Below are 15,469 nucleotides of genomic sequence, written 5' to 3' on the forward strand. Positions count from 1 at the left end.
AACGTTGGCAAGGCGAACGATCCTCCCTGCCGCGAAGCGGTAGGGAGGGGGACGGCTCGCGAAGCGAGTGGTGGAGGGGCCGCGACGTCGCGCCCTAAGCCCTTCCGTCAGCGCTTCGCGCTGCCACCTCCCCATGGCTTCGCCACAGGGAGGATTGGATGTGGCGCGAACTCGGCTAAACAGCCGCATGGTCCATATCCTCATCCTCGCCGCTTTACCCGAAGAGGCCGACGCGCTCTTTCCCGGCACCGCCGCCCGCGCTGCGGGGCCGTTCGCCGAGCGGCGACTGAGGGTCCGCGACCATGATCTCGTCATCGCGACCTGCGGGCTCGGCAAGGTCAACGCCGCGCTTTGTGCCGGGGCGCTCGCGGGTGATGCCGACCTGCTGCTGATGACCGGTACCTGCGGCTCGCTCGGCGCCGCGCCGGGCGCCTACTGGATCGCCGAGGCGCTGCAGCATGATTATGGCGCGAACCAGCCCGGCCTGTTTCGCCGTTATCGCGCCGGCGAATGGCCGATCGGCGAAGCGGGCCCAGAAGCAGGGGAGGCGCATTTCTCGGCGATGCCCGACCCGGGACTCGGCCTGCCGCATGCGCGGATCGCGAGCGGCGACAGCTTCGTCGCCTGTCCCGACGCGGCGGCCGACCTGGCAGCGCTCGGCGCGACGCTCGTCGATATGGAGGTCGGCGCGGTGGCGCAGGTTGCGGCAAGGCTCGGGCTTCCGTGGGCCGCGATCAAGGCCGTGACCGACGAGGCGAACGATGACAGCGCGGGCGATTTTCATGCCAACCTCGTCCGCTCGGCACGCACCGCGGCGCACGAGGTCGAGCGGCTGATCGCGATGATCTGAACCGTTCCGCGCGACCCCCGGCTGTGGTAAGCTGGCGCCACAACGACCGAGGAGAGACTCGCGATGCGATACCGGTCTTCATTCGCCATGCTCGCCGCCTGTGCGGTCTTCGCTGCGCCGACCTTCGCGGCGGGAAGCGGCGGGAGCGGAAGCAGCGCGCCGCCCAGCCAGAGCAGTTACGACCCGACGGTCGATTACCAGAAGGGCGCCGATGCCTTTGCCTCGGGCCAATATGTGGAAGCGGCGAAAGCGTTCAAAAAGGTCGTGTCGGCGGTGCCCAAGAATCCGCAGGCCAATTATCTGCTCGGCGCGAGCTATATGGCGCAGGGCGAATTTTCGCGCGCCGTGAAGCCGCTCGAAGCCGCGGTGCGCTACGACGAGAAGATGGTCGATGCCCGCCGCGACCTTGGCATCACGCAGGCGAAGCTCGGCAAGGCCGACAAGGCGGATGCGCAATTGGGCGCGCTGAAGGCGATGCAGGAAGCCTGTGCGGGGACGTGCGCCGACGCGGCGAAGCTGACCGATGCGATCGCCAAGCTCGAGGCGGCGGTGGCCGCCGGGCCGCAGGCGCGGAGCGCGGTCGAGCCCGAGGTGCGACTGGCCGCGGCCGAAACGCTCGACGCGACCTACGTCGCCGCGGTCGGCCTGATCAACGAACATCGCTACGAGGCGGCGATCGCCAAACTCGATGCGGCGTTGTGGGCGGCGGGGCCGCATCCCGATATACTCACCTACCTCGGCTTCGCGAACCGCAAGCTCAAAAATTATGACGCCGCCGAAACCTATTATCGCGAGGCGCTCGCCATTGCGCCCGCGCATCGCGGCGCGCTCGAATATTATGGCGAGCTGAAACTCGAACGCGGCGACGTCGGGGGGGCGAAGGCGCATCTGGCGAAGCTCGAGGCGATTTGCGGCTTCGGCTGCCACGAGGTCGACGAGCTTCGGCGCTGGATCGCGGCGGGGCGCTCATCCGCAAGCTGATCGCGCTCGCCGCGCTGCTCCTCGGCGCTGCCGCGGCGCCGGGCACCGCGCCGCGGGCGTTCGAGCAGTTGCGCTGGACCGCGCCGGGGGCCGAGCGGGCGTTGCTGTCGGAACAGCCCGCGACCTGCATGGCCGGCGACGATGATATGATCCGCGGCGGCGGGGCGCTGTTCGCGACCCCGACCTTGCTCGGCGGGCAGGCCGCGAAGGCGGGCCTCAGCTGCGCGAGCTGCCATATCAACGGGCGCGACAACCCGCATTTCCTGCTCGCGGGTGTCTCGGCGGGGCCGGGGACCGCCGATGTGACCAACAGCTTCTTCAGCGCGGCGCGCGGCAATGCCCTCTTCGATCCGGTCGCAATCCCCGATCTGGCGAGGCCGGGGAAGGTATCGCGCGACCCCGAAACGCGCGCGCTCGAAACCTTTATCCGCAATCTGATCGTCGAGGAATTCGGCGGGCAGGAGCCGACGCCCGCGATGCTCGATGCGCTTGCCGCCTATGTCCGCCGGATTCGGCCTTGCCCGGGCGAGCCGCGGGTCGTGCGGCGGCTGGACGATCAGCTGGCGGCGATTGCCGACGGCGCCGCGGGCGCGCGGCTGATGGCGCGGCGCGGCGATCGGCAAGGCGTGCAGCTATCGATCGCCGCGATGCGCTATCAGTTAGGGCTTGTCGCGGAGCGTTATGCGGGGTCGGTTTTTGCCCGCGACCGCGCGGCTTTGCTCGCGATGTCGCGCGAATTGCAGTCGATCGGCGAGATCGCCGACCCCCGTGAGACTCGGCCGGCCCTCGACCGCTGGAAGCGCGATTTCGACGCGGGGCTGGCGCGGCGCCTGCGCGGCGCCGAAGTGCGCTCGCTCTACGATCCGAAGCGTCTCGACCGCACGCTTCGGTAGTTCGAGCGCTATCGGCAATCATGTTGCGCCGCAGCACCACTTCTGTTAGGGGCGCGGCGTTTCGCGGCGCTCCGGGCGCTGCCCCCTTCCATCAAGGCTCAAATCCGCATGTCTCTGCGCAATATCGCCATTATTGCCCACGTCGATCATGGCAAGACCACGCTCGTCGACCAGCTCTTCCGCCAATCGGGCACTTTCCGCGACAACCAGCGTGTCGAAGAAAGAGCCATGGATTCCAATGACTTGGAAAAGGAACGCGGGATCACGATCCTGGCGAAGTGCACCAGCGTCGAGTGGGGCGAAGGCGCCGACCAGACGCGGATCAACATCGTCGACACCCCGGGTCACGCCGACTTCGGCGGCGAGGTCGAGCGCATTCTGAGCATGGTCGACGGCGTCATCCTGCTCGTCGACGCGGCCGAAGGGCCGATGCCGCAGACCAAGTTCGTCACCGGCAAGGCGCTCGCGCTGGGCCTCAAGCCGATCGTCGTCGTCAACAAGATCGACCGCAGCGACGCGCGCGCCGCCGAAGTGCTCGACGAAGTGTTCGAGCTGTTCCTTGCATTGGAGGCCAATGACGAACAGCTCGACTTCCCGATCCTCTACGCCTCGGGCCGCGGCGGCTATGCCTCCGAAAGCGCCGATGCGCGCGAAGGCACGCTCGAGCCGCTGTTCAAGACGATCGTATCGCACGTGCCCACCCCGGGCCTGCCTGAAGACGCGCCCTTCACCTTCCTTGCGACCTTGCTCGACCGCGATAACTTCATCGGCCGCATCCTGACCGGACGCGTCCAGTCGGGCACGGTCAAGGTCAACCAGCCGATCCATGCGCTCGACGCCGACGGCAAGGTCATCGAAGCCGGCCGCGCGTCGAAGCTGCTTGCCTTCCGCGGGCTCGACCGCGTGCCGGTCGACGAGGCGAAGGCGGGCGACATCGTCGCGATCGCGGGCCTGACCAACGCGACCGTCGCGAACACGATCGCCGACACCAGCGTCAGCGAACCGATCGCCGCGCAGCCGATCGACCCGCCGACGCTGTCGATGCGCTTTGCGGTCAACGACAGCCCGATGGCGGGCCGCGAGGGCAGCAAGGTGACGAGCCGCATGATCCGGGATCGCCTGATGCGCGAAGCCGAAACCAATGTCGCGATCCGCATCACCGAAAGCGCCGACAAGGACAGCTTCGACGTCGCGGGCCGCGGCGAGCTTCAGCTCGGCGTGCTCATCGAAACGATGCGCCGCGAAGGCTTCGAACTCGGCATCAGCCGCCCCAAGGTTCTCTATGGCGAGGACGAGGCCGGCAAGCGCACCGAACCCTATGAAACCGTCGTCATCGACGTCGACGACGAACATAGCGGCACGGTCGTCGAGAAGATGCAGATCCGCAAAGCCGACCTCACCGACATGCGCCCGTCGGGCGGCGGCAAGACGCGCATCACCTTCAGCGGCCCGTCGCGCGGCCTGATCGGCTATCATGGCGAATTCCTGTCCGACACGCGCGGCACCGGGATCATGAACCGCCTGTTCGAGAAATATGGCCCGTACAAGGGCGTGATCGAAGGCCGCAAGAATGGCGTCCTGATCTCGAACGGCAATGGCGAAGCCGTCGCCTATGCGCTCGGCCCCTTGGAAGAGCGCGGCATCCTCTTCGTCTCGCCCGGCGAGGCGCTCTATGAGGGGATGATCATCGGCGAGAATGCCAAGCCCGACGACCTCGAAGTCAACCCGATGAAGTCGAAGCAGCTCACGAACTTCCGTTCGACGGGCAAGGACGACGCGATCCGCCTCACCCCGCCGAAGCGCATGACGCTCGAACAGGCGATCGCCTATATCGACGACGACGAGATGGTCGAAGTGACCCCGAAGAATATCCGCATCCGCAAGGCGCTGCTCGACCCGCACGAGCGGAAGAAAGCGTCGCGGAAAAAAGAGGCGGCGTAAAACCCAAGCCCTCTCCTTCAGGGGAGGGCTGCGAGACTTGGGAGCTTGCTCCCTAGTCGCAGCGGGTGGGGTTCCGCAGCCTTGCGCTACGCTGATAGACCCCACCCCAACCCCTCCCCTGAAGGGGAGGGGCTTAGTCGGGAGATGCGCCGTGGCCCGCCTGATCCTGTTCAACAAGCCGTGGGGCGTGCTGTCGCAATTCACCGACAAGGGCATGACCGCGCCCGGAGCGGGGAGCGATGGCGGCCCGCGCGCGACGCTGTCCGACTATATCGACGTGCCCGGCGTCTATCCGGCGGGGCGGCTCGACCGCGATAGCGAGGGCCTGCTGATCCTGACCGATGACGGCGCGCTGCAGGCGCGGATTTCGTCGCCGAAGCACAAGATGCCCAAAACCTATCTGGCGCAGGTCGAGGGCGATCCCGACGCCGCCGCGCTCGACGCGCTGCGCCGCGGCGTCACGCTGAACGACGGCCCGACCCGCCCCGCGACCGTCCGCCGCATCGACCCGCCGATGCTCTGGGACCGCGACCCGCCGGTGCGCTACCGCAAGAGCGTGCCCGACTCATGGCTCGAACTGACGATCACCGAAGGCCGCAACCGCCAGGCCCGCCGCATGACGGCGGCGGTCGGCTATCCGACGCTGCGGCTGGTCCGCTGGCGGATCGGGGGGTGGGAGATTGGGGATTTGGGGCTGGGGGAGTGGCGCGAGGTTGGATGAAGGGCCGGCCATCGTAATCGATAGGGATTGTGGGCATATGAACACAAGTCTCGAAGATTGATGCGTGGTCGCCGAACGAGTTCAGAGCACGCTGTTCACTGTAGCCCGTGTAGCTGGCAGTCACATAGCTTGCACGACGATGAAGATTCGGAGCAATTTCTGTTCTGAAATCTCGAATATCTAGGTTAAACTTCGAATAGAGAGTCCGGACTAGATTGTGGGGCGGGGATGACGACAAGGCATTGGGTGGGGAGTTTGAAAGGCGCTCGTTTCGGGCCGCTCTATTGGGCTGAACCCGAGACAGGCGAAGGCGTATTGTCGGCAACAGTGGGTGACAATCAGGTCTTCTCGTTTGCGACCGTGCGCGATCCGGCAGTGCCGAATAAGATCAACCTTTATGCTGAAAAGCCGGACGAAGAGGGAAAACGAGCGTTTCTCGGAAGTCTGACTTTCGACCACGCTACGGACATCGGCTGTAGTGGGACTTGGGAATGGATCGACCGGTCGAAGGGCATCTTCGATCTCGGCATTCCCACTCGGGTAAGTGTGCCTTCAGACACGCCGGGACAGGCTTTGTCCTTGAAGCTTTGGAACAAGGATATCCCGCTCGGCGCGATTACGCTTTATCGGAGCGATCTGGCGCGGTTGATCGCTGAACTCGAAAGCTTTGTGCCCGAAGAGGCGTCCACGATCATTCGCGCTACCGAAGGCGGGCAGATCATCATCCAAACCGCTGCTGATTATCTAGCACGAGGCGACCTCCCCGATGTGCTCAAGCATATCTCGATCAGCCGAGAAGAAACTGTAGCCGCAGGCTTTAAGAAGATTGTCACCGTCAATCTTGATGACAGCGATGGTAATAGCATCACTGTCTCATCACCGGACGAACTGTGGACCAGCGCCGTATCGCAGCGAGTAGCAGGCTTCATGGGGCAATTCACCAGTGTCTTCACCGGCCTCCTCCGTAAGCACGGGCTCGACTTCAATGCCATTCTGCTGGTTATGGTCGTGATCGCTCTTCCCGATTACTCCCTAAACGAGCGGATTGGAATCTTCGCGGGACTAATCCTCATCGCCTTGTTGATTGCACGCTACCATAAGTTCATCCGCTTAGCGCGTGTCTACCTCGACCCGGATCGTACCAAGCGACCCTTTTCGAAAGAGGCCCCAAGCGCCATCCTCGCACTGGTCGTAGCAGCCGTAGCCGCAATTTTCAGTGCTCTCCCGCAGATCTTTGAGTTCCTGCAGCGAGTTTTGAAGTGGTTCCTTTGACCGTTCGAGCCTCTGCATTCTGTCATCAAAGGTTACGGCGCACTTGTGATGGCGCCGCATTGAAGGCCCACGATCGCGCGCATCCATGCCTGGCAATTGTCCGAACAAACTAGTGACTGACTGTGGACTTCTACAAATCTTTTGTGTTGAGACGCTTCCGAGAGAAGATTCCTAACAACTGATATTGCGTAAAGGAGCGCCTCATCATTCTGATAGTTTTGACGAACAAAAATTGGACGTTTTCAGATCAACGTCTGTTTTGTAGTGCTACCAGCACTAGGTCAGCCGCTCTGCCCAAATCTCGCACGATAAGGCTGCCCTTCAGCCGCACCGAGGTAATTCCCAACCTCTCTAGCTTATCATTGATCGCCTCATCTTTTTGACGCCGCTTTCCACGATGGAAGTTCCTGCCGTCGCAGAACACTGCGACCCGCTCATGGGAGAAATACATATCTGCCTCGCTAACTAGCCCGCGTGAGTAGCGGAAGTCGAGATCGCCCCAAAGATGGTAGAGAGAGGGGAATGTTGAGCCGTCGTCCATAATCAACATCTGCAGTTGGGGATGTAGTTCACGACGCGCCAATTCCTGAAGTAAGAACAGCTCGATTGGCGAATGTGCGCCCCAAACGCGGCGGGCTTCAATCCTGCGGAACGGCTTGAACAATAGATCGCGGCGGTGCCGGATGTAACGCTCGCGCGCGCGCTCGGGCAGGCCAATGTCCGGTGCAAGCACATCATCAGCATCGTATTCTGTTGCTAGGTAATAAGCATCTACAACTATGCCGATCTCGTCCAGGAAGCCCCTGCCCTCGACTAATTCGGGCGTTTTCATCCCGTAGAGCCCCCACTCGCCTGTGAACGGGTTGAAGTCGGTATAAAATGCTTCTGACTCGCGCGCGGCCGCGGAAATGTCGAGATGCGCGGCCGTCTCAATGTCCACGACTTCCAATTCGCCCCTTTTCGAAGCGGGCAAAAGCGTAATTGCAAAAGGGGTCGTAAGCAGGTGGCCGTCGAGCTCGCCAATCGCAACTAAACTTGCGACCACCGAAACCGCTTGAAAGCGTGTCCCCTGCGCGCGAAACATCGCAACCTCTCCCTCGGTCGGCAAATCCGTAAGTGTTCCGCCGGCAGCTTCGAACATCGCCCTCGTCGTTGGCTGAATGCCGCCGAGGTCGGCGGTTGAGGCTCGGACTAGATCGGGCACGGACGACCAGTCGACGGCGTATGGAAGCGGTCGCCTCGTGCAATAGCTATCGTCCGATGTGAGTAGGAGAGGTCGGTTTTCAATCATGCCGTTCCGATTGCCACGGTCCACTTGGCGCGGCAATCCGAGTAAGGCAGGAACAAACCATAAACAAACCTCTTTCCTACATTATCCCTCTAGGTCATATCCTGTCCGGTTTGACCAACAGGAGGGCTTATCATGCAGAACCGCACCCCCATCGCGAAGGAGGCACGGCCGCCGCTTCCCGACTTCACGCCGGTGCCGCGCAAGTACCGGCACGACGGGTGGACGCCCGAGCGGCAGCGGGCGTTTATTGCGGCGCTCGCCGATACGGGGTCGGTCCGCCGCGCTGCCGCGATGGTCAATATGGCGCAGACGAATTGCTATACGCTGCGGCGCGCGGACGGGGCGGAGAGCTTTCGGCGGGCGTGGGAGGCGGCGCTCGATTTCGGGGTCGCGCGGCTGAAGGATATCGCGTTCGAGCGCGCGATCGACGGCTATCTGGTGCCCGTCTTTGTCGCGGGCAAGCTGATGGGGTTCCGGCGCAAGCATAATGACGCGCTGCTGATGTTCTGCTTGCGCCATTATGGGCAGGATGCGGGCGGCAAGCGGACGACGATCAACTATTTCTCGACGCGCGCCAGTGCAGGGGCGGGCGCTGCGGTTGCGGGGAGCGGCGGCGGTGAGGGAGCGGGCGGCTCGGCGGGAGCGGCGGCGGGTGCGGTCGCCGAGGCCTCGACGACGACGGTGCGGACGGTGATCCATGGTGGTGCTGCGGCGGGGGCGGGCGATGCGGCCGGGACGCAGGATGCGGCGGCGGGGCTGATCGAGGGGTTCGAGGGGGCGGCGCTCGATGCACAGGCCGAGGCCGAGATCGGGGCGGCGCTGCTCGCGCTCGCCGCGCGGCAGCGCGCGCTCTATGCCGCGACGGCGGAGGGCGGGCCCGATGCGATCGACGCGCAGCTCGATGATCCGGGGATCGGGCTGGTGCCGATGGACGGGATGGGCATTCCCTTTTTCGGGCCGCTGCAGGCCTATGAGGGGCTGGCCGATGCCGAGCCGGTGCAGCGCTTCGCGGGCGAGGCCGACTGGGTCGAAGCGGGCGGCGATATTCCCGAGAAATATCGCGAATGGATCGAGGCGGCCGAGGCGCGCGGCGAGCGGGTGCCGGCGGTGCCGCTGGCGGGCCCGATGCCGACGGGGGCGGATGACGGCGTGGCCGCGGTGCGGAAGCGGCCTTCGTGGCGGCAGGCGCGGAAGGCGAAGGCGGCGAAGGGGGATGGAGCGGCGGAATGATCCTCCCTGTCGCGGAGCGATGGGGAGGGGGACCGTCGCCGCAGGCGATGGTGGGGGGCGGCGGCGGTGCGCTATCGGCCCCTCCGTCAGCGCTCCGCGCTGCCACCTCCCCATCGCTTCGCGACAGGGAGGATTGCTCAGGCGGTGGCCGCTGCCGGTTCGACGGGGCGCTTCTGCGCGCCCAGGCGCGGGATCAGCAGCAGGACGCCGCCCGCGACCAGCACGAGGTTGACGATCCACGCCATCGGGTCGGCGGCGGCGAGGCCGTCGCGCAAGCCGAGGTGGACCGCGACCGCGAGCAGGGTGAGCGCGCCGGTGGCGAGGCGGCCGATGCGCGAGAGGCTTTCGGTCGAAAGGCGGATTGCGGCGAGGAGGAAGAGGAGGCTGACGACGAGCCACGCGCCGATCGCGACGGGGGTGCTGATGGCGGCGAGGCCGGCGACGGCGGCGGCGGCCATGCCGGCGGGCTGGCCCCAGACGGTCGCGGCCCAGGCGCGTTCCCAGCGCGGCGCGGGGCGGCCCTTGTCGCGGCGGCGCGCGAGCCAGATGTTGACCCCGCTCGCGGCGAGATACGTCAGCGCGAGGCCGAGCGCGAAATAGATGATCTTGACGATTCCGCCGCCGAACCAGCCGAAATGGAGCTGGCCCATGCCGCCGAGCAGATCCTCGCCGAGATTATTGTCCGCCGCCTTTTGCGCATTGTAGATGCTCGCGTCGCGGCGGAAGGCATAGCTGTCGGTGCCCGCCATGCGATCGGGCTGCTTGACGTTGAAGAGCGCGGCGCCGCCCCGCTCGGTCGGATGCTCGGTGAAGATATAGGTGATGCGGCCGCCGTCCTGCGGCAGCTTGGCATACATGGGGCGAAGGTCGAGCACCGGCGCGGGGCGCGGGTCGTCGACCGGCGGCGGCGGGAAGAAGAGCGCATAGACCTTGTTCGCGTCGCCGTTGAACATCGCCATGCCGAGCACCCCGACGATGATCGTCGTGAGCCCGAGGAAGGCGCCGGTGAGCGAGATGAAGATGTGGAAGGGCAGCGCCCAGACGCCGAGCCGGTTGTGGAGGTCGGCCTCCTGCAGCCGCTTCGACCCGCCGAGCCGCAGGTGGAAGGCGTCGCGGAAGATGCGCGGGTGCGCGAGGATGCCCGAGATGAGCGAGGAGAGCAAAGCGACCCCGATCAGCCCGACGAGGAAGATGCCCCAGGTGACGGGGAGGTGGAGGTTGATGTGGAGGCGCGTGATGAATTCGGTCCAGGCGAAATCCTGCCCCGGCGCGATCTTGCCCGCCGCGTCGGCGAGAAATTCGCGGTCGGTATCGGCGTCGACGTGGAGGAGGAGGCGCGGGAAATCGGCCGAGGGGAGCGTGATATAGACATGCTCGACCCCCGCGCCGCCCGCGGCGATCGCGCCCGCGAAGGCGGTCTGCACCGCGTCGGGAGAGGCTTCGGTGATGTGGGGCCCCGCCGCGCTTTCCCAGCGCTGGAATTCATGCGCGAAGACCGCGATGCTGCCCGAGAGGCAGATGAGATAGATAAGCGCGGCGAAGGCGAGACCGAGGCTGCTGTGGCCGCGGAGCACCGCGCGGACGAAGCCCGCGGGGATGCGCGACATCAGATCCTTTTTCTTCGCGGGTTTCGGGGGCTTGGTGGCGGTGGTCATGCGAAGCCCTTCACGATGGCGGCGGTGAAGCTGACGATGGCGACGCCGGTGAGGACGGCGGTCGCGCGGAGGATGCGGTTGTCGGCGAGGGTCCACGCCATGCAGCCGCCCCAGATCACGGGGACGATCATCCCGCCGACGACGAGCCGCGTCTGCTGTTCGCCGGGGACGAGCGCGGCATATGCGATGCCGACGCCCATCGCGGCGATCATGCCGATCGGGCCCGCGAGCAGCCAGCGCAACGTCTCGCGCCATTTGGTCGTCGCGCGGTCGGAGGGTTCGGGGGCGAGGCTTTCGCGCGCGGCGCGCGCCTTCGCCTGCCGGACGCTGTAGTTCGCCGCGACGATAGCGAGTGCGGCGGTGGAGACGATCGCGAGCGCGATGAAGGGCCCGCGCGCGGGGCCGAGGAGCCAGGCGGGGAGGATGGTCGCGGCGGCGATGAGCAGCCAGCCGGCGGCAACGAGCCCGGTCTGCTGCGTCTTGCCCTGCCACGAACGGCGGAGCAGCCACGCGCCCGCGCCCGCCGCGACGGCGATCAGCAGCGACGGCAAAAGCGCCGGCGTGTCTTCCATATGTCCCCCTATTCTCGTCCTGCCTCACTATTGACACGCATTCGCAATATCAATAGCGGGCCCTTCGATAGCTAAGCGGGGAGCTAAAGACAATGACCAACTATGCGCGGCCGGTGCTGGCCCTGATGCTTGCGGGCGCGGCGATGCCCGTCCATGCCGAAGAGGCGGCGATGACGGCGGCGGCAGGTGCCGATGCGGGCGAAAGCAACGAAATCGTCGTCACGGGCATGAAGTTCGAGCGGACGTTGCAGGACACGCCCGAGAGCGTGAAGGTGTTCACCGCCGAAGAGATCGACCGGCAGAATCTGGTCAATGTCTATGACCTGATCGACCGCACGGCGAACCTTTCCTCCTCCTTCGCCGAATCGGGTTTCAACATCCGCGGCATTTCGAACAATAATGTCTCGGGCTATGGCTTCGGCGACCTTGCGACCATCTATCTCGACGGATCGCCGCTGCCGGGCGAGGCGGCGGGCGGCGGGCCGCTCGACCTCTGGGACCTCGAGCAGGTCGAAATCCTGCGCGGGCCGCAATCGACCTTGCAGGGGCGCAACGCGCTCGCGGGCGCGATCATCCTCAAGACCGCCGACCCGAGCTTCGACTGGCGCGGCAAGGCGCGCGCGATGATCACCGATGCGAACGGCGAATATCGCCTTGCCGCCGCGGTCGGCGGGCCGATCGTCGACGATGTGCTGGCGTTCCGCGTCGCGGGCGAGATCGCACGCGGCGACGGACTGGTCACCAACCGGCTGAACGGCGGCAATTACGACAAGACGAACAGCGAGGTTCTGCGCACCAAGCTGCTCTTCACCCCGGCGGGCGCCGACGGGCTGCAGGTCAAGCTCTCCTATCTTTACGACCGGCATTTCGGCAACAAGGGGCGCGGCTATGTCTTCAGCGACGTGCCCGACGCTTTCGACAATCGTTTCGTCGAGGCGAACCGGCCGACCTTCACGCGGACGAGCACCGACCTGTTCACCGCCGACCTGTCGTTGCCGCTCGGCCAGGTCTTCACCCTGTCGTCGGTAAGCACCTATAATCACCTCAAGACCTTTTCGACCTATGATGGCGAGCTGCGCGCCGAGGACGAGGCCTATGGCGATTTCGCGACCAACCAGAAGAGCTTCAGCCAGGAGGTGCGGCTGAATTTCGACACCGGGCCGCTGCAGGGGCTGATCGGCGGCTATTATTCGCGGTTGAAGAACCCGCGGTCGGATTCGAACAGCACGTTCAGCCTCGACCCCGACGCCGACCTGGGGCTGACGCCGCAGGTCGCGGCGATCCTCCAGAGCCAGTTCGGACTGCCCGCCGATCAGGCGCTTTTCCTCGCGCAGCAGGCGCGCCAGCTCTATCCGCCGCGCATCTTCATCGCGTCGGACCAGCGCTATGCGATCGACGTCGAGACGATGGCGCTGTTCGGCGACGCGAGCTTCGAGGTCGCGCCGGGGCTGAAGCTGCTCGCGGGCTTCCGCTACGATCATGAGCGGCAGAAGGTGGCGAACGACAATGTCGTCGTGCTCAACACCGTGCTGCCCGACCCCGCCGACTATGCGTCCGATCCGCTGCTCGCGGGGATTATCCAGACGGTGAACGGCGTGCTGCAGCAGCAGGTCGACAATGCGAACAGCAGCGGCCCCCAGTCGACGACGACCTATAAGGCGTTTCTGCCCAAGGGCGGAGTGTCGTGGGAGGTCGCGCCCGACAAGATATTGAGCGCGATCGTCCAGCGCGGCTATCGTTCGGGCGGCAGCGGGGTGAACCCCGGCCGTGCGACGACGCATGTCTATGACCCCGAATATACGTGGAATTACGAGCTGTCGCTGCGCACCCAATGGCTCGACCGGCGGCTGACCTTCAACGCCAACGCCTTCTACATCGACTGGAAGGACCAGCAGGTTTACGTCCAGCTTTCCGACAATGTCTATGATTACGAGACGCAGAATGCGGGCAGCTCGCGCGTCTGGGGTTTCGAGGTCGAGAGCGATTTCGACGTCACCGAGCGGCTGAACATCTATGGCTCGGTCGGCTATGCGAACAGCAAGTTCCTCGATTTCCAGACGAGCAACGGTCAGGTGCTCGACCTGTCGGGCTTCGAATTCGCCAATGCGCCGCGCTGGACCTGGGCCGCGGGCTTCGACTGGCGCCACCCGTCGGGGTTCAGCGCCAACGTCAACGTCAATTACCGCGGCGCGCAGTTTCAGGACATCCGCGACCAGAGCGGCGGTCGCGACGTGCCGGCGCGCACGCTGGTCAACGCCAAGATCGGCTATGGCAACGATTATTTCGGCGCCTATCTGGTCGCGACGAACATCTTCGACGACGAATATTATGATTATCAATATGAGAATGGCGGCCGGATGCAGGCGCTGTTCGGCGAACCGCGGATGATCGGGCTGACCTTCGAAGGGCGTTTTTGACCAGCTCGACCATGATCATCCTTTGAGTGAAAAGCAGTGTGCTCCCGCGAAGGCGGGAGCCCATCTCCGGCTGGTGCCATTTTGAGCCCTCAGGAGATGGGTCCCCGCCTTCGCGGGGACACGGGAAATGATATCATCCAAAGGTGATCACGCCCTAGCTGCATGCTTCTTCGGAGGCGGGCACCGGGTCGTAATTCGCGTCCCACCAGGTCTTCCACCGTTCCTCGAGCGCCGCGAAATCGTCGGCGGAGAGGTCGTAGGTGGTGAGGATCACCATGCCGCGGCCGTGCGGCGCGCTGTCCTTCACCGACTTGTCGGTGACGATCAGCAGCCCGTTCCCCCATTGCGGGACGGTGAGGCCGATCTGCCACTGGGTGCGGTGCCACGCCTGTCCGACGACGGTGTCACCGGTGGGCAGCGTCGCGGCGTGCGGCTGGCCGTCGGGCGTGTCGCGGAAGTCGGCGAGCCCGAGCGCCGCGATCGGCCCCGCCCCGCCGCGCTTCGCATGGCCCGAGAAATAAAGGGTGCGGCGCGGCGCGAGGCCGTGCTGCTCGATCGCGAGGCGCAGCTGCTGGACGAAGCTGATCCAGCCTTCGACCATATCCTCGTAAATGCCGTCCCAGTCCTTGCCCGCGGGTTCGGCGCGCACGACGCGGAAGATGGTTTCCTGCCCGCGCGGTTCGATCTCGAAGCGGTCGGGGACGCCCTCGAACCACAGGATGCCGGCTTCCTTGTCGGCGCGGGTATATTGGAAGAAGATATAGTCGATCTCTTCGCGCAGGCTGTCGGCTTCCCAGCCGAACCAGTTGAAGAGTTTTTCGCGGTCCTGCAGCGCGTCCCACACCTGCTCGGCGGGCGCGGAGATCGTCATCTCGACGAGGATGCGGTCGACGGTTGGCTGGTCGGATGCTTCGGTCATCGGTGGTCTCCCTAATTGATCGCGGGTTCGGCTCGAGTGTCGGCGGCAGGATGGCCGGCGATGGTGACGCGGTAGCGGCGGCCCTGTCCGGGCGGGGCGTAATCGGCGGCGATCCTCGCCACCGCCTCCGACAATCGCGCCGCGAAAGTATCGAGGTCGGCGGGCCGGGCGAAGCCGACGTCGGCCTCGATCGTGAAGGTCAGGAGCCGGCTGCCCTCATCGGCGGCGGCGGCGCGCATCCGCGACACGTCGCGCACGATGCCCGCGGCGGTGCGCACGAGATGGTCGGAGGCGAAGCGGTCCTGCTTGTCGACGGCGCCCGGATCGGGCGGGGCGAGGAGCATCGGGTCGATGACGAGCGCGTCGCTCGCCAGTTCGAACACTATCTCGGTGAAGCCGCGCCGTTTTCGCGTGTCGGCCTTTGCGATCAGCCCCGCCTTTTCGAGGATACGGAGATGATAGCCGATCTTCTGCCGCGGCAGGCCGAGCGCCTCGCTGAGCGCCGCCGCCGAGGCGGGCGTGCGCAGCCGTGCGAGCAGTTCGCGCCGCAGCGGCGACAGCGCCGCGCGCGCGGTGGCGGCGTCGTCGACGAGGGCGAGCGAGTCGGACATGATGTCTGGCTAATATTGACAAATAAATTTGTCAATTGGAGCGCCGCCGATGCGATTGGGCGGGCTGGATCATTTCGGCGAAGGCCGGATCAGGAGGGGCGGGGCGCGGCGGTTGC

General features: G+C 65.4%; 13 protein-coding genes. 8 read left to right on the plus strand and 5 right to left on the minus strand.

Annotated features, from left to right (window positions below):
• Nucleotides 1-160: 160 nt before the first annotated feature.
• The 6 genes from VFG17_RS03740 to VFG17_RS03765 all read left to right on the plus strand — a co-directional run bounded on the left by VFG17_RS03740 (nt 161) and on the right by VFG17_RS03765 (nt 6,658).
• A complete protein-coding gene (locus VFG17_RS03740) occupies nt 161-850 on the plus strand; it encodes a purine phosphorylase (RefSeq protein ID WP_325028120.1) in 690 nt (229 codons plus the stop codon).
• Between the two features lie 63 nt (nt 851-913).
• Nucleotides 914-1,831 carry a tetratricopeptide repeat protein gene (locus VFG17_RS03745; RefSeq protein WP_325028121.1) on the plus strand — a complete coding sequence of 306 codons (918 nt, stop codon included), beginning with the start codon at nt 914-916 and terminating at the stop codon, nt 1,829-1,831.
• A complete protein-coding gene (locus VFG17_RS03750; protein WP_325028122.1) occupies nt 1,759-2,724 on the plus strand; it encodes a hypothetical protein in 966 nt (321 codons plus the stop codon). The genes VFG17_RS03745 and VFG17_RS03750 overlap by 73 nt, the downstream gene beginning before the upstream one ends.
• Nucleotides 2,725-2,832: 108 nt before the next feature.
• Nucleotides 2,833-4,665, plus strand: a complete 1,833-nt coding sequence (typA, locus tag VFG17_RS03755) for a translational GTPase TypA (RefSeq protein ID WP_325028123.1) — start codon at nt 2,833-2,835, stop codon at nt 4,663-4,665.
• A gap of 151 nt (nt 4,666-4,816) precedes the next feature.
• Nucleotides 4,817-5,386, plus strand: a complete 570-nt coding sequence (locus VFG17_RS03760; protein WP_325028125.1) for a pseudouridine synthase — start codon at nt 4,817-4,819, stop codon at nt 5,384-5,386.
• A gap of 228 nt (nt 5,387-5,614) precedes the next feature.
• The gene (locus VFG17_RS03765) at nt 5,615-6,658 is read left to right on the plus strand and encodes a hypothetical protein (protein ID WP_325028126.1); all 1,044 of its coding nucleotides are present in this window, start codon (nt 5,615-5,617) and stop codon (nt 6,656-6,658) included.
• Between the two features lie 247 nt (nt 6,659-6,905).
• On the opposite strand, the gene VFG17_RS03770 is transcribed toward VFG17_RS03765, so the two are convergent.
• The gene (locus VFG17_RS03770; protein WP_325028127.1) at nt 6,906-7,799 is read right to left on the minus strand and encodes a hypothetical protein; all 894 of its coding nucleotides are present in this window, start codon (nt 7,797-7,799) and stop codon (nt 6,906-6,908) included.
• A gap of 282 nt (nt 7,800-8,081) precedes the next feature.
• Here VFG17_RS03770 and VFG17_RS03775 point away from each other — a divergent pair, with 282 nt between their 5' ends.
• The gene (locus VFG17_RS03775) at nt 8,082-9,179 is read left to right on the plus strand and encodes a hypothetical protein (RefSeq protein ID WP_325028128.1); all 1,098 of its coding nucleotides are present in this window, start codon (nt 8,082-8,084) and stop codon (nt 9,177-9,179) included.
• A 137-nt stretch (nt 9,180-9,316) separates the two neighbouring features.
• Here the strand turns inward: VFG17_RS03775 and VFG17_RS03780 are convergent, their stop codons facing one another.
• The gene (locus VFG17_RS03780; protein ID WP_325028129.1) at nt 9,317-10,834 is read right to left on the minus strand and encodes a PepSY-associated TM helix domain-containing protein; all 1,518 of its coding nucleotides are present in this window, start codon (nt 10,832-10,834) and stop codon (nt 9,317-9,319) included.
• Nucleotides 10,831-11,406, minus strand: coding sequence for a hypothetical protein (locus tag VFG17_RS03785; RefSeq protein ID WP_325028130.1), 576 nt, complete (start codon nt 11,404-11,406; stop codon nt 10,831-10,833). The genes VFG17_RS03780 and VFG17_RS03785 overlap by 4 nt, the downstream gene beginning before the upstream one ends.
• 92 nt (nt 11,407-11,498) lie before the next feature.
• Here VFG17_RS03785 and VFG17_RS03790 point away from each other — a divergent pair, with 92 nt between their 5' ends.
• A complete protein-coding gene (locus VFG17_RS03790; RefSeq protein WP_325028131.1) occupies nt 11,499-13,823 on the plus strand; it encodes a TonB-dependent receptor in 2,325 nt (774 codons plus the stop codon).
• 154 nt (nt 13,824-13,977) lie between these two features.
• Here VFG17_RS03790 and VFG17_RS03795 read toward each other — a convergent pair whose 3' ends face one another.
• The gene (locus tag VFG17_RS03795; protein WP_325028132.1) at nt 13,978-14,742 is read right to left on the minus strand and encodes an SRPBCC domain-containing protein; all 765 of its coding nucleotides are present in this window, start codon (nt 14,740-14,742) and stop codon (nt 13,978-13,980) included.
• A gap of 11 nt (nt 14,743-14,753) precedes the next feature.
• The gene (locus tag VFG17_RS03800; protein WP_325028133.1) at nt 14,754-15,353 is read right to left on the minus strand and encodes a helix-turn-helix domain-containing protein; all 600 of its coding nucleotides are present in this window, start codon (nt 15,351-15,353) and stop codon (nt 14,754-14,756) included.
• Nucleotides 15,354-15,469 lie beyond the last annotated feature (116 nt).

The sequence above is a fragment of the Sphingopyxis sp. genome (assembly GCF_035686825.1).
GTDB lineage: Bacteria > Pseudomonadota > Alphaproteobacteria > Sphingomonadales > Sphingomonadaceae > Sphingopyxis.